At 57.9% G+C, this 23,399-nt stretch carries 17 protein-coding genes and 1 other RNA gene; 6 read left to right on the forward strand and 12 right to left on the reverse strand.

Going from position 1 to position 23,399, the window contains the following annotated elements; all coding sequences use genetic code 11:
• Positions 1–82 precede the first annotated feature (82 nt).
• From J2S31_RS10335 to J2S31_RS10345, 3 genes are all read right to left on the reverse strand, one after another.
• Entirely contained in the window at positions 83–1,360 is a 1,278-nt protein-coding gene (locus tag J2S31_RS10335; RefSeq protein ID WP_237097078.1) for a 4Fe-4S dicluster domain-containing protein, read from the reverse strand.
• 115 nt (positions 1,361–1,475) lie between these two features.
• A complete protein-coding gene (locus J2S31_RS10340; RefSeq protein ID WP_237099011.1) occupies positions 1,476–2,696 on the reverse strand; it encodes a hypothetical protein in 1,221 nt (406 codons plus the stop codon).
• Between the two features lie 403 nt (positions 2,697–3,099).
• Entirely contained in the window at positions 3,100–5,739 is a 2,640-nt protein-coding gene (locus J2S31_RS10345; protein WP_237099012.1) for a tetratricopeptide repeat protein, read from the reverse strand.
• 244 nt (positions 5,740–5,983) lie between these two features.
• On the opposite strand from J2S31_RS10345, the gene J2S31_RS10350 reads away from it, so the two are divergent.
• Entirely contained in the window at positions 5,984–7,843 is a 1,860-nt protein-coding gene (locus tag J2S31_RS10350) for a hypothetical protein (protein ID WP_237099013.1), read from the forward strand.
• Between the two features lie 171 nt (positions 7,844–8,014).
• Here the strand turns inward: J2S31_RS10350 and J2S31_RS10355 are convergent, their stop codons facing one another.
• Positions 8,015–9,841, reverse strand: a complete 1,827-nt coding sequence (locus tag J2S31_RS10355; RefSeq protein ID WP_237099014.1) for a B12-binding domain-containing radical SAM protein — start codon at positions 9,839–9,841, stop codon at positions 8,015–8,017.
• Positions 9,842–10,206: 365 nt separating this feature from the next.
• Here J2S31_RS10355 and J2S31_RS10360 point away from each other — a divergent pair, with 365 nt between their 5' ends.
• The 4 genes from J2S31_RS10360 (at position 10,207) to J2S31_RS10375 (ending at position 15,745) form a co-directional block, all read left to right on the forward strand.
• Positions 10,207–10,710, forward strand: a complete 504-nt coding sequence (locus J2S31_RS10360; protein WP_237099015.1) for a hypothetical protein — start codon at positions 10,207–10,209, stop codon at positions 10,708–10,710.
• A gap of 44 nt (positions 10,711–10,754) precedes the next feature.
• On the forward strand, positions 10,755–12,227 hold the full coding sequence (locus J2S31_RS10365; RefSeq protein ID WP_237099016.1) for a 4Fe-4S dicluster domain-containing protein: 1,473 nt from the start codon (positions 10,755–10,757) through the stop codon (positions 12,225–12,227).
• A 143-nt stretch (positions 12,228–12,370) separates the two neighbouring features.
• A complete protein-coding gene (aspS, locus tag J2S31_RS10370; RefSeq protein WP_237099017.1) occupies positions 12,371–14,146 on the forward strand; it encodes an aspartate--tRNA ligase in 1,776 nt (591 codons plus the stop codon).
• 198 nt (positions 14,147–14,344) lie between these two features.
• Entirely contained in the window at positions 14,345–15,745 is a 1,401-nt protein-coding gene (locus J2S31_RS10375) for an alpha/beta hydrolase (protein ID WP_237099018.1), read from the forward strand.
• 62 nt (positions 15,746–15,807) lie between these two features.
• Here J2S31_RS10375 and J2S31_RS10380 read toward each other — a convergent pair whose 3' ends face one another.
• The 7 genes from J2S31_RS10380 to J2S31_RS10410 all read right to left on the reverse strand — a co-directional run bounded on the left by J2S31_RS10380 (position 15,808) and on the right by J2S31_RS10410 (position 21,854).
• A complete protein-coding gene (locus J2S31_RS10380; protein WP_237099019.1) occupies positions 15,808–16,866 on the reverse strand; it encodes an ankyrin repeat domain-containing protein in 1,059 nt (352 codons plus the stop codon).
• Positions 16,867–17,008: 142 nt separating this feature from the next.
• Positions 17,009–17,386, reverse strand: an RNA gene (gene rnpB, locus J2S31_RS10385) — RNase P RNA component class A.
• Positions 17,380–18,126: a zinc ribbon domain-containing protein gene (locus J2S31_RS10390; protein ID WP_237099020.1), complete on the reverse strand. Its 747-nt coding sequence runs from the start codon at positions 18,124–18,126 to the stop codon at positions 17,380–17,382. Before J2S31_RS10390 ends, rnpB begins: the two co-directional genes overlap by 7 nt.
• 133 nt (positions 18,127–18,259) lie before the next feature.
• Positions 18,260–19,168, reverse strand: a complete 909-nt coding sequence (gene secF, locus J2S31_RS10395) for a protein translocase subunit SecF (RefSeq protein ID WP_237099021.1) — start codon at positions 19,166–19,168, stop codon at positions 18,260–18,262.
• A gap of 18 nt (positions 19,169–19,186) precedes the next feature.
• Entirely contained in the window at positions 19,187–20,743 is a 1,557-nt protein-coding gene (secD, locus tag J2S31_RS10400) for a protein translocase subunit SecD (RefSeq protein WP_237099022.1), read from the reverse strand.
• A gap of 17 nt (positions 20,744–20,760) precedes the next feature.
• A complete protein-coding gene (gene yajC / locus J2S31_RS10405; protein WP_237099023.1) occupies positions 20,761–21,174 on the reverse strand; it encodes a preprotein translocase subunit YajC in 414 nt (137 codons plus the stop codon).
• A 248-nt stretch (positions 21,175–21,422) separates the two neighbouring features.
• Positions 21,423–21,854 (reverse strand): RrF2 family transcriptional regulator, encoded by a 432-nt coding sequence (locus tag J2S31_RS10410; protein ID WP_237099024.1) that lies wholly within the window; start codon positions 21,852–21,854, stop codon positions 21,423–21,425.
• A gap of 158 nt (positions 21,855–22,012) precedes the next feature.
• Between J2S31_RS10410 and ric the strand changes: the two genes are divergently transcribed.
• Positions 22,013–22,744, forward strand: coding sequence for an iron-sulfur cluster repair di-iron protein (gene ric, locus J2S31_RS10415; protein ID WP_237099025.1), 732 nt, complete (start codon positions 22,013–22,015; stop codon positions 22,742–22,744).
• A 13-nt stretch (positions 22,745–22,757) separates the two neighbouring features.
• Here the strand turns inward: ric and J2S31_RS10420 are convergent, their stop codons facing one another.
• The gene (locus J2S31_RS10420) at positions 22,758–23,327 is read right to left on the reverse strand and encodes a hypothetical protein (RefSeq protein WP_237099026.1); all 570 of its coding nucleotides are present in this window, start codon (positions 23,325–23,327) and stop codon (positions 22,758–22,760) included.
• Positions 23,328–23,399: the final 72 nt, after the last annotated feature.

The following is a 23,399-nucleotide window of genomic DNA, read 5'->3' on the forward strand; positions in this document are numbered from 1 at the left end:
GGGGTTTTTCTCCCTTTTATTTTAAATTCCACACCGGAACAGGGCATTGTGCCCTGTTCCGGTGCGGCAGATGATACCCGACTTAGAACGCACCAGGATGCTCTTCGGGCCGGACGTAGAAAGGCTCTTCAACCGTCACGCGGATGATCTCCTTACCCTTCCGGTTGAACCCGATGATGGTGTCGTTGTACATCTCGAACTTCTTGCCGTGAATGTTCGTCTCGAAGATCTTCGGACCCGGCTCGCGCTTCCACTTGAAGATGATGCGCTGCGTCGTCCGGAACAACTGCAAGACGCCCAGCAGATCCCGATCCGGAACCATGTACTGGTCGATCGAATGATCCACGCCCGGGCCGAACATCTGCTGTGAGTACGCACGAGGTACGTGCCGCGACGGAACATAGTATCCGTTCGGCTCCGTGCCAAACTGCGGGTACAGCGGCAGGGCCACTTTCCGGTCCTTGATCAGGTAGTACTGAGGATTGTCCGGATCATGCGCCCATTCTCCGTTCGAACCGATCTTCACCAGACCCTGCAGACGGATCTTGCCAACGCAAGCCGCCATACAGCGCGTCTCCATCTGGTCGCCCTCGGTCAAGGGATCCAGTCCCTCGATCCGCGGATAACACGCGATGCACTTCTCGGAAATCCGGGTCGTGCCGCGGAACATCGGTTTCTTGTACGGACACTGCTCAACACACTTCTTGTATCCGCGGCAGCGGGACTGGTCGATCAGTACGATACCGTCCTCCTGACGCTTGTAGATCGCCTTGCGCGGACATGCCGCCAGACAACCCGGATACGTGCAGTGGTTGCAGATGCGTTGCAGGTAGAAAAACCAGATCTTGTGTTCAGGCAATACCGACTTCACGCCGTTGTCGCCGCCGAAGGTGCCTTCGCGCGACTGCGTGAACTCGCGGCCGTGAGCCGTGTCTTCACCGAAGTTCGGGAAGCGCCACTCTTCGTCCGTCGGTACGTAACCGATTGCCTGCTGGTTCAGGCCGATCTTCGCCGGAGCCTCGAAGATGGTCACACCTTCGTACACACCGTGAATCGCCTTGTTCGAAGTCTTCCGGACGTTCCATACGTTCTGACCCGGATTCGACTGCTCCAGCATCTTCAAGATCTTCCAATCCCAAAACTGAGGATAACCACCGTAAGGCTTCGTCTCCACGTTGTTCCACCACATATACTCCTGGCCCTTCGAAAAGGTCCAGGTCGACTTGTGGGCCATCGTGCACGTCTGACACGCAATACAGCGGTTCGTGTTGAACACGAACGTGAACTGCTCCTTCGGATGCTTCTCCTCGTACACATAGGTCATCATGCGACCCAACTGCCAGTTATAGACTTCAGGCATCTTGTAACCTCCCTTTAACCAGCCGGAAAACCAACGGCCGGGCTCCCTAGGTTGTCAATGCTCCATGCGATCCTTGAATTTTACCAGACCGCAACGGTGAAAGTGAAATCCTTTATCAAGAGGTTCCCGCGCGCAGTTCGTACACCTCAATACAGCGGTCGCAGGCACCGTCCTTGCTTTCCCAATCGGGGAAATCGATCTGGATGGCTTCGATCACCATCTCGTCGCAAACGCTCGCCGGGTCGTCCACCCAGTTGTAGGTCGGGAATTTACACAACGGACAGGGTGAACCCTGCAGATGGATGTATTCCTGATCCTCGGGGGTGAAGTCCTCGGTGTAATCAATATATTTGCTGATCAGGGTTTCGAGGTCTGTGGCCATGGAAAGCAATTCCTCGTGAGTGATCGATTCCGTGTCCCACAGGCCTTCGAAAATACCCCGGCGTTGCTCTTCGGGAATTTTGCGGTAGTAGTTGTCGAATTCGCGGTAACGCGCCTCTTTCGGCATGACCGACTTGATCTTCTTTTTGGCCAGCCGGGCGTCCACATAGATGTTCCACAGCAGGCGGAACCGCGCGGTGATGAGGTTTTTGACCGACGGGTTGCCCGGAATGAAGGCGTCTTCGTAATCGAATTCCGGGTCCATCATGTCCCGGGCGTGCATGAACTCGTGGATCAGAAAGGCTTCGAGTTCGTCATGCTCTTCCGGGTTGGCGAAGCGGCTGGCCAGAACCCGCATCTCGATGACCGGCAGGCCGGAGACGCGGTTGAGCACGTTGGAGCCTTCGTCCACCTTGTTGATGGCCCGCTTGACCATGATTTCCTTGATCTTTTCCTCGAATTGCCGGTCCTCGTCCTCGTATTCGACGTGGCGCTCGACCTCTTCGATATTGGAGGCCGGGGCGTCGTCTTCCAGCGAAGCTTCTTCCGCATTCATGCCCACGGCTTCGGCTTCCTCCCCCGTGGCGATGGCTTCGCCTTCTTCATTTTCGTTTTCAGAATCCTCTTCCGATTCTCCGGATGCCGACGACGAGGCGCCTCCCGGAAGCTCGGCGACGGCCGCAGGCTGGCGGCTGTCCTGACGCTTGCGTTTGGGGATCAGGCCGCAAATCTCCAGAGCCTTCAAAACGTGATCGCCCAGGCGCAACTTCTCCCGGAAAAACAGTTCGTTGACCTTTTCAAATGCTTCCTCCCGATCGTCTTCCGGAAGTTCGTAGATGGGGTCAGCCAAGGAATGAAACTCATCGTATTCGGCGCGGAATCCGGATCGCTCCAGGTGGTTCAAATGGCGAAAAACGGATTCCTCCATCAACTGCGGACTATAGGTAACTTTCATGGCCTTTCATTCCCGCGGAAGTGTTAAACCCTTCTATTTAAAAACCCAAGACGTATTTAGTACTTGCGATTTTTATATATGCCGGGCCAATTGTCAAGGCATTATGGAAACGTCCCGGACCCTTGAAAAAAGCCCGCCTGCAAAAACAAACCAGACGGGGTATTATCTTAATGGCATCAGGTTTATCGGTAAATGGATACGTCCATAACTCGTTTTAAGTCAAACCTCTTGATACCGCGCAAAAGAGTGACGGCCGATAGTGGGAACTTTACGGACGGAGGCGGCTCACCCAAGATCCTTCCCCCCGTTCCCTCAAAATATGCAAGGCCCGCTTTCCTCTCCTGGTCGAAATGGACCGCAACCCGCTCGCACTTCTTTCCATGCTCCCCGTTGTATCACCCTTTTATTTCTTGTCGATACGCTCGGCCATTTTGCGCAGATGTTCGATGGAGGCGGTGAGTTTTTCCGGATTGCCCAGTTCTTTCGCCACCTCTTCCGCGTGCTTCAGGTACTTTTCACATTCGTCCTTGCGCGACTCCGCCAGGTTGAGCCGGGCGACGGTCATGTACAACTGCACGAGGTTGGGAATGTGGTTGGCCTGCCGGAACAGATCGGATGCCTGCACGAAGTACGCGTCGCCTTCCTCGTAACGCTGGCCGCGGAACTTGAGGTTGCCCATGAAGGTGCAGTCCTTCGCCATCCCCACCTTGTCGTCCACCTCACGAGTGTGTTCGAGCGCCCGCAGGTAATACTTCTCCGCCTCCGGATGGTTGCCGCGCCGGAAGAAATAGTTGCCGAGACTGCGGTGATTCTCCGCCTGTTCGCTCTTGTCCAGGTGTTTCTCGGACAAGGCCAGCGCTTCCATGAAGCTCTGCTCGGCTTTCTCGGTGTACCCCTTTTCCATGCTGATGTTGCCGACGTTCCTCAGGTCGATGCAGATTTCCTTCGGATCGTTCAGTTTGCGCGAATACTCGAGCGCGGCCTTGTGATGCGGCTCCTCCTTGGCCCGCTCGTTGAGGCCGTTGTAGATGGTGGCCAGCGTGCGGTGATCGTAACAGGCGTTGCGGATGTCCTTGATGGACTCGGCAATCTCCAGCGCGTTTTTGCCGTACTTCTCCGCCTGCTTCCAGTCCTCTTTCTGCAGGTAGAGATTGCACTGGTTGCGGTAGTCTTCCGCCATCTCACGCTGGTTGCCGGCCTGCTTGTTGAGCTCCAGCGCCTGCAGGTAATTTTTCTCGGCGGCGGCCCAGTCGGTTTTCTGCAAACTCAGGTTGCCGAGGTTGCGGTAATCGCTGATGAGTCCTTTGGTGTTGTTGCGTTTGCGGTTGAGCTTCAGTGACTGGTTGACCACCTTCTCTGCTTTTTCCAGCCGGTTGAGCTGGAGCAGAACGTGAACGCGGTTGCTGTACAGGTCGGGCAGGCCGGGATGTTCCTTGGACTGCTCCTCGCGGATGGCGATGGCCTGTTCGTAAAAGGAGTCGGCTTTTTCCAGTTCCTGTTTCTGCTCACAGACGCTGGCCAGGTTGGCCAGGGTGGTGCTGCGGCCGCCCTCGTCCTTGATCTTTTCCTGGATCGCCAGCGTGTCTTCCAGCGTTTTTTGCACCTTGTCGAGGTCGCCGGACAGGAAATACACGTTGCTCAGTTCCTTGAGCGCGGCGATGCGGCGGTTGTCATCCTGCTTGCTTTCCGCATCCTTCAGCTCGTTCAGTATTTCCGTCTCCCGTTTTTCCAGCATTTTGGGGTGGCTGACGATGTACACCAGCCGGTCCTGAACGATGGCCAGGCTTTGCGTGTCCTTCAACGCTTCATACAGGGCCTGCGCGCGTTGCAGGTAATCTTCGGCTTTATCCAGATCTTCTTTCTTGAGGTGGATCTCGCCCAGCGCCTCGTACTGCTGGGCCATGCCCGGACGGTTTTCCAGCTTTTCCATGATCTCCAGCGACTTCTCGAACTGCGTCAGCGCCGCGTCCCAGTTTTCCTTCAGGCTCTCCACCCGGCCCAGGTTGGCGTAGCCGCGGGCCTCGCCCAACTGGTCCTTGAGTTCGATCATGAGTTTGAGCGACTGCTCGTAGTACTCACCTGCCTTGTCCAGGTTCTTTTTGTGCAGTTGAATGACGCCCAGATTGCCCAGCAGGTAGGACTTGCGTTTCTGATCCTGCTTCTCCTCCATATATTCGAGGGCCTTTAGAAAATTTTCTTCCGCCGGGTCGAGGTATTCCGGTTTGCCGGAGACGCCTTCCTGCATCAGCGTACCGCCCAGGTTGGCGTAGCTGATGGCGATGGACTGCTTATCGTTCAGCCCTTCCAGCACCTCCACGATTTTCCGGGTGATCTCCGTCACCTTGTCGAAACGCTGAGCCTGGTAAAACATCTCTTCCAGGTCCTGGTATTTCTGAATGAGTTCCTGCGTGCGGTTTTCTTTTTTCAGGCGTTCGATTTCCGGCTGGGCGGCTTCTTCTTTCGAGGCGAGGTAATCGGGATGCGCGCGCAGGGTTTTGAGCTGGTCTTCAACGAAGCTCAGCTTGTCGACATCTTCTTTTTGCGACAGCAGGACCGAACGCACAGTTTCAAAGTATTTTTCCGCCGCCGAGAAATCCTTTTTCTGCAGGGCGATGTTGCCCAGGTTCTCGCCGTACAGTGCCTGCGCCTGCACGTTCTTGTCCTCCTCCACCAGCTTGAGCACTTTCGCGTACTGCTCCTCCGCCTTGTCGAGATCGCCCTTGTAGAGGTTGACGTGACCGAGGTTGCCCAGGGTGCTTTCGATACCCATGCGGTCTTCCAGCTTTTCCATGAGCGTCAGCGATTCGGAATAAAATTCTTCCGCCTTGTCGAAGTGCTTGCTTTGAAAGTTCAGGTTGCCCAGGTTGCCGAGCACGTAAGCCTGCCCCACTTCATCACCCGCTTCCTTCATATGGTCGAGCGCGGTCATGAAATGCGATTCAGCTTCCACGAGTTGATTCTTCTGCAGGCAGGACAGGCCCATCTTTTCGTATTTGCGGCCTTCGCCGCGGGGATCGTTCTTTTGGGATTCCTTGGTTTCCATGCAACCTCTCGCTGATTGATAAAGAAAAAGCTCCCTGCATCCGGGGCTCTTTATGCCGGATGTAAAAAATTGATTTCATTGGAAACAAAAGGGATTATAGAGAGCCGGGCGGGGGGTGTCAATAAAAGCTCCCCCGCTGTCGGAAAGCCACGGCAGGAGGCGCTCCAAAGGCGGTTGCGCGATTGACAGCCTCCCTGCCCCTCCCTATAATCGCCGGAAATTTAACCTGTTCAAAGGCAATGCCGTGACCGACCCCAAAACCTTTCTGGACGCACTCCAACGGCCGGGCAACGTGGCTTTCGCCGCCAGCCAGGCGGAACTCGAATCTCTTCAACAATCCCTGCCCGGTCTTCGGCACACCGCCGAAGGCGGGTCGGAATACTGGCATACGGGCGAGGCCCCTTCCGCCACCACCACACGCATCAAGCGCCACGCCACCGGACACCGTGTCTTTTACACGGAAGAAGGCAGGCGGTTTCTGATGACCGACCCACAGGGCCACACTCTGCACGAGGTGGAGTGGCAGGCGGACGCCTCTTCCGGCGAGCCGCGTTTCAAACACGTGCGCATGCAGTTGGACTGCCGCCAGTGGGTGGGCATCAAGCCGCGCGCCAAAAAGTACTCCAACCGCATCAACATCTCCAGCATGCCGGGCTGGGAAAGGATGACGCTCGACGACCTGAGGAAGGGGGCGTCGCAGGCATGGCAGGTGCCGTATTCCGAGGTGAAGTATTTTTATCACGACGAAAACTTCGTATCCGCAGGCAAGGGCGAGTACGACGTGCAGTTGTTCAAGGACGGGCTTTACGTCCTCATCGACGGCGGCTGGGAGAAAACGGTCTTCATCAGCTACATGTTCACCGTCAACTGGGACAAACTGGATTTGATTCCGGTGGTCGAACTGTTCCAGTCCACGCTCCCCGGCACCGGCGGCGCGGCGTTCGAATTCATCTGGGGCCTGTACGAAGACCAGTCGCGGGAAGAAGAACTGCCGCCGCTCCGTTACCGCGGCCTGCCGACGTATCCGTCGAAGGAAGCGTTCAACATCTTCAACGCATTCTTCGAACCGAAAGGACCGAAGAGCGAGGACATCCTGAACGTATTCCTCAACCCCGACCGCTCGCATGAAATCGAATGGACGCCGCGCGCCAATCCGCCGTGGCGCTATTTTCACGACCAGCACAACGTCAGCGTCACCGTGCAGGACGGGTTCCTGTACAAAGTGTCGGTGGTGGACGATGCGGTGGCGGTCCCCTACATCAATACGGCGATGGGAAGCGGGCCCTGCCAACGTTACCTGGAAGTGAGAGGCGGCAAGGCAATCCTGCACGACGGCGCGGACACGCGCGAGATTCCGCTCGATGCCGAATGGCAGGTGACGGCAGAGGACAGCCAGCCCAAAACCCCGCCCGCGCACCCCTTCGGCTGGCGGCATTTTTTCAGCGACGGCCTGCCCACCATCGATCCGGTCAAGGTGCTGTTCACCGTCCCCATGTATCCCGAAGGCGATGAGGAGATCCACGAGCCGACGCTCCAGCCGATGGCGGTGGACCAGATCCTGCATTACATGGAACAGCACGATGACATGCCGGAACGCCTCGAGAAGGTTCAGCGCGTGCTGGTGCACACGTTCGACACGGTCATCGCCGGGTGCATCGATTGCACGCGGGACCGGGAATACGTGGTGCTGTATAGCGACCCGGAATTCGCGCAGAAAAACGCACAGGAATTGTGGAACTACGCGGCGGCGCGCAACCAGTTGGAGAACGTCAGGCGGGTGCGTTTCCTCAAGGAAGAAGCGCACGTGGAGAAGGCTTATCAGGAACCGTACGACCTGATCTACAAATGGATTCCGTTTTTCTATCACACCGACCGCGACACCTGCGAGAAGATCCTGATGTCCGTGGTGCAGGCGCTCGCGCCCGGCGGGCTGGCCTTCCTCGTCGCGCCATGGCCGCTCAAGGGACTGCTCGACGCTTACGGGCTGAACGTGCTCAACGCCGACCGCATCGTTGAGATGCCCTTCTTCCAGCAACACCTCAAGATGTGCCCCGAAAACCAGGCCAACCCGGACGCCACTGTCTTTTTTGTGGAAAAGAAATAAGGGAAGATTTCGCTGCGGAAAGCCTGCCGGGTTCCAGAACCCTTTCAATACAACCCCCTACCCCCCGGCTCAGCCCTTGTTCCCCGTCGGCAAAGTTGAACTGTGCCGGGGAACGAGGGTCAGCAGGCCTGCCATTCTCAATACAAACCGTTGCCACTCCCTTCAAGGGAGTTACAGGATGACTTCGGGGGCCATCTGGTTTTGCGATTCGGGGTGGTTGCGCACGTAGAGTTGCGGCAGGTCGTTGGTGCCGTAGTGGGTGATGTACAGGTACACGTGCTCGCGGGCGTTGACGCGGAGCGCCCACGGATCGTAGTCGTCCCGGTAAAACTGCTCGTAACGTTGCATCGCTTCCGGGATGGAGAGGCCGTTCTCCGGCGTGTAGTAGTAGTCGAGCGCCAAATCGTGTTCCGGGTTGATCTGCACGTCGATCTTCGTCTCCTCCATCATGTCCCACACCGGCGCGTGCTTGTAGAGCACGAAGAAATACATCTCGACCGAGTGAATGATGTCCTGGTTGTCGAGCAGGAAATGGCGCGTGTCTTCGGCTTCCTCCTGCGTCTCGCTGGGGAACCCGAAAAAGCCCATGACGTGGCTCCAGATGCCGACGCGCTTCGCTTCTTTCAGGTTTTTGATGGCGACGTCGATCTTCGTGTCCTTCTTGACCAGCTTGATGATGCGTTCGTTCGCCGACTCCAGCCCGAAGTACAGACTGCGGCACCCGGATTTCGCCGCCATCTCCCAGCACTCCGGATCGAGCAGGGATTCCTCGAAGCGGATGAGCGTCGTCCAGAACAGGTCCAGCTTGGCGTCGATCATCATCGGCGGCAGTTTGCGGAACAGGGCCGGCGGAAACGACTCATCGGTGAACAGGATGTGCTTGGCCTGGTACTTCTCCTTCATCTCTTTCAGTTCTTCGATGATGCGGTCGGCGTGCTTGGCGCGGTACTGGTCGATGTACCCCGCGCCGTGGTCGCAGAAGGTGCACTTGCCCCAGTAACAACCGCGCGTGCCGAGATAGGGCAGGATTTTCTCCGGCGCGAAGTATTTGTCGAACGGCATGCCGTCGAAATCCGGAATCGGCAGTTCGTTGACGCGCTCGGTGTGGAGCTTGTCGTTCACCCGCACCTGTCCGGTTTCATCCTTCCAGATCAGGTTGGGCACGTCGGAGAGCGGGCTCCCCTCTTCCAGCGCACGCACCAGTTCCACCAGCGCGTGCTCGCCCTCGTAGGCAATAAGTGAATGAAACGCGCGGTCGAAAAATTTCGGCTTCTTGGCGATCTCGTCTTTCAGCCGGGTGGTGATGTTGCCGCCGACGGTGACGTGGATGTGCGGGTATTTTTTGCGGATGAGCTGGGCGAACGTCATGCCCGCCATCAACTGCACCGGCGTGCCGATGGAGATGCCGACGACGTCCGGCTGTTCTTCATCGATCGCCGGGTACACCAGACGTTCGCACAGGTCGATGTAAATGTTCACGTCGCGGTCGTGCGGTGCGCGGAACAGGTCTTCCGACACCCACGGCCGGTACACGTTCAGGTTGCTCTCGACCGGATAAAAGTTGATCGACGCCGGATAATACGAAATGGAGATGAGCTCCATCACCTCGCGGAAGGCGTTGAGCGCCCATTCCAGTTTTTCCACTTCGTAGAACTCCGGCCCCCGGGTGATTTCCTTCGCCCGCTCAACCTTTCTCGCATGATGCGGGATGTCCACATAGGTGTACTGGATGAACCCTTCCTTGAGCTGGCGTTCCTCTTCGGTCAACCCTTCCCGCTGCTCTTTTTCCATCAAACTCATCAGACGTCCTTGGATGCGCTCCCGGACAAATTCCAGATAATCCTGGGTGAAATAATGGTCGAACGCCTCGACGTTGATGTCTTTGAGCACGGTGGGGATGCCGTTCTGGCGAAGCACTGCCGCCAGGCTGGGCAAGGCCAGATAGGGTGCGGTGGGAACCCACTCCGGCGGAAAGATGAGCATCACTTTTTTATTCATGGCCTGTCGGAATGTATGAAAATCCAAACCGCTCCGCGATCGAATGCCGACCGGAAAGGATAGGTTTATCAAGTGATTCCACTTCCTATTTCATATCGGCCTTATGCTATCATATTTGCTGGATCATTTCTGACCACACATGGAAAATTAAAGGAATTTTCCAATTCGGCCGGCCCCGATCGGGCCGCATCTTGTCCCGCCGGGTTTTGATTCCGGTAGGTCAAGCACTTGTGTTAGGATGGGTTTCATCGGAAGAGTCCTGAGTTAACGGGTTGTTTTGGGTCCCGTTGGCACGACCGGACGCCACGGTCGTGGGCCGAACGCAAAACCGTCAACACCCCCGAAGAGGAGTGGAAAATAGAATCATGGCAGGAAACGAGACCAGTCCCGAAATCAAAGCCAAAATCATGCTGGACGAAGCAAATCTGGCATTTTGTGAAACCGCCGAACGTAAGGACGAGCCGGGCAACCGCAACAAGGAAGGCTCCGCCTGGGAACAGGGCAAGATGGACGGCGAATTCGACGAGGAAGATTACGAACGCATCCTGGAGTTGCAACTGGAAGCGGCCAATATCTGCGACACGCACCCGGATCTGGAGGACAAGACCTCGGAGTTGTTCCAGAACGTCACCGCCGATAACGCCGAAGAGATCATCAAGCAAATCACGGACGAACCGGACATCCGCGACCTGGCGCGCATCGCCGTCACCATTTTCCTCCTGCGGTTTCCCACGGTGCAGTCGTTCGTCAACAAAGGGCACCCGCTGGTGCTGGCCACGGACGAATACATGCTGGAAAACGCCGACGCGCAGAACTGGCACGATTACAAGAACATCGCCCGGGACATGGGCTGGGACCCCGCCGATTGAGCGCCGACCCGCATCCGTGGTTTCCGCTTTAGCATAGGACCGTCATGTCGCTCCGCTACCGCCTCAACAAGGAAAAATTCAAGGGCAAGAAACTGCCTCCGAAGATCCGCACGAACGAAGACCACGTCTCCGAGGACCAGCGCGGCAATCTGACTTCCAGCGACATGGAATTTGAAGCGGTCCGCCACTTCAAGGATGCGGTGAAGAAACCCATCGAGGAATCCGAATTCTCCCGCCGCGGCCTGTTCTCCCACCTCAACCGCCTGAAAGAATACTCGGACGAATCCGAACGCCTCGAAGCCGAACGAAATCCCGTCAAAAAGAAAAAACGCAAAAAGAAGAAAAAGGCCAAGGCCGAGGACGGCCTCGAGCCCGCCGGGACCGGGATCATCGAAGGGACGGCCGAAGCCGATGCGGAGGGGGCCGTCGCGGACGCCACCGGGGAGACTCCATCCGATGCGGCGGTCGAGGAAGAACCGAAACCGGAAAAAGGGTTGTTCCGCCGCGTGAAGGAATACTTCTACCCTTCGCTTGAATTCGAAACCCCCAAGCCGAAACCGAAGCCCAAACCCAAGGCCGCGCCGAAACCCGCCCTCGCCGCCGAAGGCGAATCCACAGACGGCGCACCCACAGCCGCAGGAGCCGAAGACACAACTGCGGAAGCGACGGAATTGGAAGCGCACGACGCCTCCACCGAAATCCCGCCGCAGGAGGAAGAAGAGCGCGATCCCGACGACAAGGAAATGGACCGGCGCTACATGCTCCGCCAGAGCGTCCACTTCTTCGCCAAGCCGACGGTGGACAACATCCAGGGCAAGATCGACAAGGTCAACACCGCCTTCGACAAAATCACCAAGCGCCCGCCCCTTCTGCGCCCGCCGGGGGCGATTTCCGAGCGCGAGTTTCTAAACGCCTGCACGCGATGCAGTGACTGCGTGAACGCCTGCCCGAAGGACGCCATCCTGAAGGTGCCGAAGAAGATGGGCTTCCTCATCATGGACACGCCGTACATCGACCCGGCCAAGGTGCCGTGTGTCATGTGCGACGGCCTGCCGTGCATCGCCGCCTGCCAGGAAGGGGCGCTGTTGCCGGTGCCGGGCGGTCCGCGCAACGTCGAGATGGGATACGCCATTCTGGACAAGAAAAAATGCCAGGCCTACGGCGACTCCTTCTGCCAGCAGTGCCTGATCGACTGCCCCATTCCGGGTGCCATCACGCAGGATCGCGAGATGCGGCCGACCATCCACAAGGACGTGTGCACGGGGTGCGGCGTGTGCGTGCGTTCCTGCGGCACGGTGAACATCCCCGTCGCCATCAAGGTGAAGCCGCAGATGGTGATCGAGTACCAGCAACGCAAGAAGGAACGCGAGAAACAGCAGGCGGAGCTGGAGGCACGCCGCCAGCAGTTGAAAGCGGAACTGGCCCGGCAAGAGACCGCCACCGCCACCGAAGAGCCGCCGGAGGAAGGCGGGGACGATTCCGCCGCGCCGGATGAGTCGCGTTCCAATGAAGGGTGACCCCGCCACGACACGGCTCCAAGCGGTTCTGCCGCCCCTGCCCCCGCCCCGATGGCAATTATCCCCTTGCAACTGCGGGACAATTTGAGTAACTTGTTGGCTTCCATTTTTCAGCTATTTAAACCGATTTCACCACCGCTTCCATGACCCAGAAATTCATAAGAACCCACCATTGCAATGAATTGCGCGAGGGCGACCTCGACAAAACCGTCACCCTTTGCGGCTGGGTGCACACCCGGCGCGACCACGGCGGACTCATTTTCATCGACCTGTGGGACAAGCGCGGTCTCACGCAGGTGGTGTTGAATCCGCAGATCGACCAGCTCGCCCACCAGGAAGCGCAGTCGCTCCGCGGCAACTACGTCATCGCCGTCACCGGCACCGTGCGCAAGCGGCCGGAAGGCATGGTGAATCCCAAACTGGAAACCGGCGCGATCGAGGTCTATGTTTCCGATCTCGCTATCCTGAACAAGTCCGAGACGCCGCCCTTCCCCGGCTGGGAGGAGGCGGAGGTTTCCGAGGCGCTGCGCCTGAAGCACCGCTACCTCGACCTGCGCTCGCCGGACCTGCAACGCAATCTCAAGACCCGCTACGACATCACCCGCGTGGTGCGCAACGTCCTGCACGAAGCGGACTTCACGGAAGTGGAAACGCCCATGCTCACCAAGAGCACGCCGGAAGGCGCGCGAGACTATTTGGTGCCAAGCCGCCTCAACCCGGAAAAGTTCTATGCCCTGCCGCAGTCGCCGCAGTTGTTCAAACAGATCCTGATGGTGTCCGGACTCGACCGTTATTTCCAGATCACGAAATGCTTTCGCGACGAGGACCTGCGCCAGGACCGCCAGCCGGAGTTCACGCAGATCGACATGGAGTTGTCGTTCATCGACGAGCCGCAGTTGTTCCAACTGATCGAGTCGATGATGAAGACGATCTATAAAGAGGTGAAGGGGATCGATATCCCGACGCCGTTCCCGATTCTGAAATACCAGGACGCGATTGACCGCTACGGCTCGGACAAACCGGACCTGCGGTTCGATCTGGAGATCGTCGATCTTTCAAAAGAAGTGGAAGGCACCGACTTCAAAGTGTTCGCCGAGGCACTCAAAAACGGCGGGCAGGTGCGCGCGCTGAACGCCAAGAAAAGTTCGGAAGCGCTGTCGCGCAAGGTGCTCGACGACCTGACCGAAGTCGCGAAAACTTACGGCGCGAAGGGCATGGCGTGGATCAAGGTCAATGCCGACGGGTTGCAGTCGCCCATCGCCAAGTTCTTCAAGAAGGAAATGCTGGACGCGATGATGGCGAAACTCGGAGCGGAAGTGGGCGACACCATCGTCTTCGCCGCCGACTCGCCGCGCATCGTCGCCGACTCGCTGGCGCACCTGCGCCTCGCCATCGGCAAACACCTGAACCTGATCGACACCAGCCTCATCCGCTTCGCGTGGGTGACGGAGTTCCCCCTGCTGGAATGGGACGAAACGGAAAAACGCTACGTCGCCATGCACCACCCGTTCACGTCGCCCATGGAAGAGGACTTGGGCAAGATGGAATCGGACCCCGGCTCCATGCGGGCGCGGGCGTACGATCTCGTGCTGAACGGCAGTGAGATCGGCGGCGGCAGTATCCGTATCCACAATCAGGACGTGCAGGAAAAGATGTTCGGCCTGCTCGGCATCAACAAGGAAGAAGCGCAGGCGAAGTTCGGCTTTCTGCTGGAAGCGTTGCAGTACGGCGCACCGCCGCACGGCGGCATCGCCTTCGGCCTCGACCGCATCGCCACCATCCTCTGCGGCGCGGCGAGCATCCGCGATGTCATCGCCTTCCCCAAAACGCAGAAGGCGACATGCCTGATGACGCAGGCCCCCTCCGCCATCGATCCCAAACAGCTCAAAGAACTGAAACTGAAGTTCGACCTGTCCTAATCCCGGCCTCGCCGGGAGGGCCCTTGGGCACCATCCCAGGGATGAATGATGGTCTGTGGACCCCCTTCCAGTCCAAGTGCGCGCCCTATCAGATTTACAGCGCCATCCAGTGGGCCCCTGACAATTCACCGCAAAATCTTTATAATAGGGCCGCGTCCTGACCGCATCCGTTATCCCGCATGCAGAAAGAGTGTCCCGATGAAATCCAAACCCCTTTTTAAAATCGCCTGCCTGCTTGCAATCGTCCCGTTCTGGCTGGCCTGCGCGCAGACCGGACCGTGGCACACAACGAAGAGCCCTTCGTCTTCCGCAAAGGTAGAAACCTCCAAGCCCACGACCAGCACGGCAAAACAAAAGCCCGATGCCGTCGCCGCCATCGAGAAAAAGTTTCCCGGCGACGAAGCATTTGAGAAGAAACCGCCCCAGCAGCCCGCCGAATCGTTTACCGAGCCAAAAGCGGAAAAACCCGAACACCCCACGATATCCGCCGAGACGCCCTCGTTTGAAGAACCGCAGTTCGAGCAACCGGCAATACACACCCCCAGCGGCACCGAGGAAATCGGAGCCACCATGCCTTTATTTGAAGACACGGCCAAGCAGCAGAAGGGCTTCGTGGTGGCGAATGTTTTCTATGGCACCACGCGTAAATACACCGGCATCAAAACCTCGCCCAAGTTTTACGGCGGCGAGGCGGGGGATGAGCTGGAGTACGGCGTGGCCACCATCTCCGTGCCCACCGATCCGAAGATGCGGAGCAAGGGAAGCCTCACCACGCCGCTGACGATTTTCGAAGTGCAGTTGGAAGAGGAAGATCCGAAAAAACACGTGATCCTGAAAAACGCGGGGCGGCTGAGCAAAGAGGTGTTTCTCGAACGCTTGAACGGCAACCTAGCCAATCACCCGGCCATGCTGGTGTTCGTGCACGGTTTCAACAACACCTTCGAGTATGCGGTGCAACGCGCGGCGCAGTTGGCTTATGATCTCGAGTTCGACGGCACCTCGGTGGTGTTCAGCTGGCCGTCGAACGGACAGGCGCAGGATTACATCAAGGACGCCAACCGCATCCGCGCCGCGGCGATCGACCTGCGCCAGTTCCTCAAAACCCTGCACAAGGGAACGCAGGCGAAGTCGGTGTACCTGGTGGCGCACAGCATGGGGAGCGTGGCGCTCACCAACGCCCTGCACGATCTCGCGCTGGAGATGAAAGAACAGGAAGGCCCGATCTTCGACGAGGTCATTCTGGCGGCGCCGGACATCGACCAGATCGAGTTTCAGAAACTGTTCGCCGAGTTCAAACGCATCACGGCCCGCACCACGCTGTATGCATCGAGCCGCGACCAGGCACTCATCATCTCGCGCGAAGTGAACGGGTATCGACGGGCGGGCGACTCCACCGGCGGCATCCTCACCCTGCCGGGGCTGGATTCCATCGACGTGTCGCGCCTGGACACCAACCTGATCGGGCATTCCTACTTCGGCGACAACAAGTCGGTGATCTCGGACATCTATCGCCTGATCCGCGGCAGTCCCATCTACCAGCGCGGCAAGCTGGTGAAGCGCACGCTCAAGGGACTCACGTTCTGGGAGTTCATTCCCTGAGGGTTTCCGTAAAAATAAAAAGCCGTCCCAAACGGGACGGCTTTTTTTTATTTAATGCGTGATCAACGCCCCGCCTGCTTGCGCTTCACCAATTCGGAGGTGATGAGGTCGGCGACGTTCTGGTGGGCGTGCTCGATGGCAACGTCCAAGGGATCCTGGTTCTTGCCGTTTTTGGTGGTCAGGGCGATGCCCTTTTCGATCAACGTCCTCGCCACGCTGTAATTCCCCTTTTCAGCCGCAACGTGCAGGAGGCTCCCTTCCGGCACATGCTGATTGGGATCGGCTCCCTTGTCGATCAGCATTTCCGCCACCGTGCTGTGGTTGGAGTCCACCGCATAATACAAAGCCGTTTTACCCGCCTTGTTTTTTCGATGCACATCCACGCCCCGGTCCAGCAGGACCCGCACCACGTGAAAATGCCCTTTCTGCGCGGCGATGTGGAGCGGCGTGTCCTCGGCCTGTGGCGGGCCGTACAAAGGCGCCCGGTTGGTGAGAAGAACCTCCACGATGCGGTCATTGCCCTGGCGGGCGGCGGCGATGATGGGCGACGGCCCCGGCGGGTTCACCGAAGCTCCCTTATGAATCAGAAATTTCACCATCTCCGTTTCGTTCCCCAGCACCGCCAGGTACAGGGGCGTGTATCCCTTTTTGTCCGGTTGATTGACCGGCAGTTTGCGCTGAATGAGTTCGAGCGCCACACGCTGGCGTCCGCTCAACGCGGCGTGATGCAGGGCGTTCCTGCCGAGATCGTCCGTGGCGCCAAGGTCGGCGCCGTTTTCGAGCAGGATGCGCACCACCATCTCGTTGCCTTCGTGAGCGGCGAGGAGCAGGGGCGTGCGTTTGTCGCTGTCGCGGGCGTTCACGTTGGCGCCGCGGTCGAGCAGGATACGCGTGACTTCCTCGCGGCCTTTTTCGGCGGCGAAGTGGAGCGCGGTTTTGCCTTCCGTGCCGGGTTTGTTGACCTCGACACCTTCATTCAGATGCCGCCGCACTTCCTTCTGGTTGTTATACACAACCGCCTGCTCAAGCGTTTGTGTGGGCAGGATCATGCACCCGCCCGCAAGCAGGGTCAGGGACAAAGCGGCGATGAAGTTTCTGGGCAGAAAAAAAGAAAAACGCATAATGGGTAAAACCTAGATGGGGATTGACCGTCCCGGAGCCGGAACAATCTGGTTCGATATCCACGTGACCGGGGCCACGGCCGGGAATGAGAATGAAACCGAAGAAGACGCCGAAACGGCGCGGCCGCCCGGAAGCTGGACGGCAGGAAGTAAACCTGTAAGCCGGGTTCTGTTCTCCATGCCGAGGCACGGAGCGATGATCATCAATCTAGGCCTGCCGTTGCCGACAGGCTCGAGCGATCAACCCGAAAGCATCGGACGGGCCGCCCTCAAGCGCTTTCCTATTTGATCTTGCTCCGGATAGGGTTTGCCAGCTACCACCGTCACCGGCGGCACTGGTGGGCTCTTACCCCACCTTTTCACCTTTGCCGCCGCAGGTTGCCCTGCGGGTGGGCCGTTTGTTTTCTGTGGCACTTTCCTTAAGGTCGCCCCCACTCCGCGTTACGGAGTATCCTGCCCTGTGGAGCCCGGACTTTCCTCCCTCCCGCTGGCGCGGGACAGCGATCATCCAGTTTACTTCGACACCGCCGTTTCGGTTTCCGTTTCCTCTTCGGGTTTGGGGATGAAATACAGGTACCGGTCGCAGAACTGGCACTGGTGAATCTTGTCGGGGGACGTTCGCACCTCCAGCGCCACCTGCGGTTGGATCTGCTGGTGGCACCCCTGGCATACCTCGCCCTCGATGTGAACCACCGCCACGCCGCGGGCCTTGCGCAGTTTTTCGTAATGCGCCGCCATTCTGGCATCGACGGATTCCATCGCCTCCTGGCGCTTGGCTTCGAGTCCCTGCAACTCCGCCTGGGTGCGCTTCAACTCTTCTTCTTTTTTCTTTTTGTATTCGTCGAATTTCTGGCACTCGCCGTTGAATTCTTTTTCGAGATCCGGGATCTGCGCTTCCTTCTCCTCCAGCGCTTCCATGACTTCCAGTTCCTTTTCCTCGATGCCGTCGATCTTGCTCTTGATGGCATCGACTTCGGTCAGGATGGCACTGTATTCCTTGTTGGTCTTCACCGTAGGAAGTTTTGCCTTGGTTTTGGCGATGCGGTCCTGCTCCGCCTGCACGTCCTGCTCGCACTGTTTCCGTTTTTTCTTGAGCTCTTCGATTTCCCGTTGAAGCGCGTTCAGCGCGCTCTTCTTGCCTTCCAATTCCTTTTCCCCGGCTACGACCTGTTTGGGGATGAGGTCCGCCATCTCCTGGATTTCGCCGATTTCGTTATCCATTTGCTGGACGGAGACCAGTTTTTGCAATTGAGGATTCATGGAACGCCGTATTTATGGGTATTTAACGAGTACCTGTTATGGAATCGAATTTATCACGCACTCCGCGGGCATGCAACTTTATATCCCGAAGGGACGCAATGTGGGGAAAGTCAAAGGTAAGGATATACGAAATTCAGGCTTTTTTCGGACGCTTGGAACGGGCTTCCCAAAACACGAGGAACACGCTGGCAATGAAGATGGAAGAGTAGGTGCCGATGCCAATGCCCACCAAAAGGGCGAAGGAGAAATCGTGGATGATCTCGCCCCCAAGGAAAAACAGGGCAATGACCACCAGCAACGTCGTGCCGGAGGTCAGCAGGGTGCGGCTCAGGGTCTGGTTGATGCTGATGTTGATGAGCGAGGCCAGGGTCTCCTTGCCGCGCCGGCGGGTGTTTTCGCGGATGCGGTCGAACACGACGATGGTGTCGTTCAACGAATAACCGATGATGGTGAGAAAGGCGGCGACGATGACCAGCGTGAACTCCTTGTCCAGCACGGAGAACGCACCCATGGTGATGACCACGTCGTGAATGAGTGCGATGATCGCGGCGATCGCGTACTGGAATTCAAACCGCCACGAGATGTAAATGATAATGCCGATGATGGCGTAGACGATCGACAGCACCGCTTTCTGCCTGAGGTCCTGGCCCACCTTGGGGCCAACCATTTCCACGCGCTCCACTTCGATGCCGGTGATGCCCAGGCTTTTTTCCAGGGCACCGGTCACCTGCGAACCGACTTCCTGCAATTGTTCCTCGGAACCTTCGAGTTGAATCAGGATGTCATTCTTCGTGCCGAATTTCTGGATGGTGCTGTCCCCCAGCCCGACTTCCTTGAGCCCGTTGCGGACACTGTCGATGGACGGCGGCGTCGGAAACCGCAACTGCACCAGGGTGCCGCCGGCGAAGTCGATGCCATACTTGAGGCCGCCATGCACGGCGATGGACGCGATGCTGATCAGAATCAACAGGCCGGAGAAAACCATGGCGCCCTTGATCTTGCCCATGAAGTCGAATCGGGTTTCTTTTTTGATCAGTTCCATATGCCTGATTTGGTCTCTCTAGCCGATGCTGAGGGTGTTGATCTTTTTCCGCGCCATGGCGGAATCGAAAATGGTACGGCTCACAAACACCGCGGTGAACATGCTGGCCGCGATGCCGATGCAGAGCGTGATGGCGAAGCCCTTGATCGGTCCGGTGCCGAACTGGAACAGGACGATGGCGGCAATGAACGTGGTGACGTTGGCGTCAACAATGGTGCTGAGCGCCTTGGCGAAACCGGCGTCGATAGCGGCGCGCACGGGTTTGCCGATCCGGATTTCCTCTCGTATGCGCTCGAAAACCAGCACGTTGGCATCGACCGCCATGCCGACGGTCAGGATGATACCGGCGATGCCCGGCAGGGTGAGCGCCGCACCGAAGTAGGCCAGCGCCCCCAGCAACAGAATCAAGTTCAGGAACAACGCGGTCACCGCGATCACACCTGACAGGCGATAGTAGATCATCATGAAAATGAGCACCGCCACGAATCCGGCAACGATAGACGTCACGCCCGCTTCCACCGAGTCGCGGCCGAGGGACGGGCCGATGGTGCGGTTTTCGAGAATGACCACCGGCGCCGGCAGTGCGCCCGCGCGCAGGGCAATGGCCAGGTCGCGCGCTTCGTCGGTGGTGAAACGACCCGTGATCTGTGCGCGGCCGCCGGGAATCTCTTCCCGGATCACCGGCGCGGAATAGACATTGTTGTCGAGCACGATGGCGACACGCTTGCCGAGATAATCTTTGGAAAGCTGGTAAAACTGCTGGCCGCCCAGGCTGTTAAAAGTGAGCGCCACGTACGGTTCGTTGAACTGGTTGTCGAAGCGGACTTCGGCGGCGGTGAGGCTGTCGCCGGTCATGATGGCGCGTTCCTTGATGAGGAACGGCTCCTTCGTCACTTCACCGGTTTCCTCGTTTACGATGCGCTGATAAAGAACCTCACTGCCTATCGGCGCGCCTTCCTTAAGAGCCTGCTGGGGACTCATCGACTCGTCCACCGCCTTGAACTCCAGCCGCGCGGTTTTGCCGATCAGGTTGATAGCGCGCTCCGGCTCCTCGATGCCCGGCAGTTGCACCAGAATACGCCGCTCGCCCTGCACCTGGATGGCGGGTTCCGAGACGCCGAACTGGTCGACGCGGTTGCGGATGGTTTCAAGCGCCTGCTGGACGGCGTTCTCCTTGATGTATTTGATTTCTTCTTTCGTAACCTGGTAGATCAACTCCAGCCCCTCGCGCTCCGTGCCCAAGAGCTTCATGCTGGGGTAGCTTTTGACCGCTTCCGTGGTCGCGGGGGAATCGATGGTATCGACCAGGATGATGTGGATGGTCATGTCCTCCTGCAGGGCGAACACGCGTTCGAGTTCGATGTCCTCATCCTGCAGGGCGCGCTTGATGTCGTCGGCCCTCTGCTCGAGCGTGCTTTCGACTGCTTTCTCGGTCTGCACTTCCAGAACGAGGTGCATGCCACCCTGCAGGTCAAGACCGAGATTGATCTTTTCCTTCACAGGGTACGCCAGCCACACCGCGCCCAACAGCACGGCAAGAATCAGCGGGATTTTCCATTTGAGATCACGAAACATATCAGGCCGTCAGAAGCTCACTCTTTATCTTTTTCGTCTTTGTCTGTTTCTTTATCTTTATCTTTGTCTTTGTCTTTGTCTTTTTTGCCTTCGGGGCGGGATTCGCTGGTGCCCTTAACGCGGCCGATGGCGGAACGCTCGATCTTGATGCGCACGTTGTCGGCGATCTGGAGCGTCACCACATCATCCTTGATCTTCTTGATGGTGCCGTGGATGCCGCTCAAGGTGACGATGTTCTCGCCTTCCTTCAGTTCGTTGAGCATCTGGCGGGCTTTGGCCTGCTTTTTCTGTTCCGGGCGGATGAGCACGAAATAGAAAATGAGGAACATGATGATGAGCGGCGGCAGAAACGAAAGCGCGCCGCCGGGCGGCTCGGGCTGTTGTCCTTCCGCCTGGGCAACGAGGATGTGGATCCAACCTAAATCAGGCATGGTACCGGACCTTCCTTATCAAAATGAAAGTGATGGACAAAATACAAAGTGCCGGGGAGCAGACGCCCGGGATACGTCCCTTTTAAACCGTCCCTGCCATTTTATACGGAAAAACAATTATTTGAACCGGTGGGACCCAATCGGTGCCAGAAGTGTTGCTTCTATCAAATCCGTAAAAATTTGTCAAACTTTTCACAAAAGCCGCACCCCCGCCGAAGCCTGTCGCAAGCGGTTCCGCGGCCTATACGTCACGAGGGCCCGCTTTCGCACAACGGTTTGCTGGTGGAGTCTTCCTGCAAAATCTCCTCGATGGTCGAACTCTTAAACACATCCCGCATCATCAGGATGGTGGCGTTGATCCGGCTGTGCAGGGGGCACAAATTCGCGCCGTGTTGCTTCAGGTTGAGCGGACACGACTCGATGGCACGGATCGGGTCCACGGCGTTGATGACGTCGAGCAGAGTGACCTCCCCCGCCGCACGCGCCAGCACAAACCCACCGTGCAGGCCTCGTTGCGATTTCACGAGGTCCGCCCGGGCCAGCGCCTGCAGGACCTTGGACAGGTAAGGTGACGGCACCTGCGTTTCTTCCGCCAGCCGCTTCGTGGTGAAGGGGGTGTCCGGTTTTGCCGCCAGCGCCACCACGGCGCGAAGCGCGTATTCGGCTGTCTGGGATAACATGGTTCAAACACCTCCCGATTGAGAAACAATTCGTCTTGACAGATTGCTCCCACACCTCTATATTAGCAAAAGAAGATAAAAATATCCAATTATCTATTTTATGCAAAAATAGTTTAAAAATAAGGCCCTACATCATCACCCTTGGAAGGAGACCCATCATGCGCACGACGAAAATCCCGCTCACCGTTCATACTCCGGTTTTCCAGTTCGTGGAGGATCACCCCGCCCGCGCCGCCCTGCTCGAGGAGCTGGGAATCGACTACTGCTGTGGTGGCCAGACGCCCTTTGAGGAAGCCTGCCGCCAAAAAGGCATGGACCCGCAAAAGGTGTTCGATCGGGTTGTGGCATTCCACGCTCCTGAAAGCGCCGGAGAGCAGGTCGCCCAATCTGCCGTCACGGCCACCGAATGGGTCAACCACATCGAGAAAACTCATCACGTGTACCTGAAAGCGGCGATGCCCCGGATCATGCAGTTGATCGAAAAGGTGGTCGCGGCGCACGGGCACAACCACCCGGAGCTCAAGGATCTGGAAGCGGTGTACACCGAACTGGTGCAGGACCTGGGTCCGCACCTCATCAAGGAAGAGCGCGTGCTGTTCCCCATGATCCGCAAGATGGACGGGACGCAGGAAGCACAGACCTTCCATTGCGGAAGCATTCAAAACCCCATCCGCATCATGTTGATGGAGCACAACCTCGCCGGCGACCTGCTGCAAAAGATCAAAGACATCACCCACAGCTACACGCCGCCGGAGGACGCGTGCCGCTCTTACCAGCTGATGCTGGATGAACTGCACCGGTTTGCGCTGGACACGCACCTGCATGTCCACAAGGAAAACAACATCCTGTTCCCGATGGTGCTGGAGCAGTTGGAAATGGTGGCGGAATAACCTCCGCCCCGCATCAATAAAACGGCTGACCTTTCTTCCGCTCCCCGGTCAGTTCCACGTACAACGCGTGGAACTCCGGGGTGGTCAGCTTAGGATCGCGCAACTGCTCCAGTTGCTCCGGCGTGATCTTGGTCTCGGATTTAGCGTCCCACGCGGAGGTCGCCACAGCAACGTAATGGGGTGGATTGAGGCGTTGAAAGATGAGGCCGTCGATGTTGTCGTTGTACCTGAGGGCGAACTCGATGGCCCAGCGGGCGTCTTCCGCACTCAGGCCGCCGCCGATGGCGATGTTGGTCGGCGGATGCCCGCCACGCGGCCGCCAGAACTGGATGGTGTGGCCCAGCACCTTGATGTGCTTGTCCTTGAGCACCTGCCACAACTGCTTTTTGTTTTTCTTGTGTTTGTACTCCAGCCAGATCTCCATGGTACAGATGGTGGTTTTATCGATGGGGCAGCCCTTGGGCGCGCCACCTTGATAAAACTTGCTTCCGGTTTTGAAATCGTCATCCGCCCACGCCGGGCTCGCCAGCGCAGCCAGCAACAATCCACACGCCACCCAACACCACGTCCAACACGTCTTCATAAGGCTCATTCCTTCAATTTCCGGTCCGTAAAGAGTTTTAAAAACGAATTGTATCTCAAGCCCCGGTCCCGT

Source organism: Nitrospina gracilis Nb-211 (genome assembly GCF_021845525.1).
GTDB classification, from domain to species: Bacteria; Nitrospinota; Nitrospinia; order Nitrospinales; family Nitrospinaceae; genus Nitrospina; species Nitrospina gracilis_A.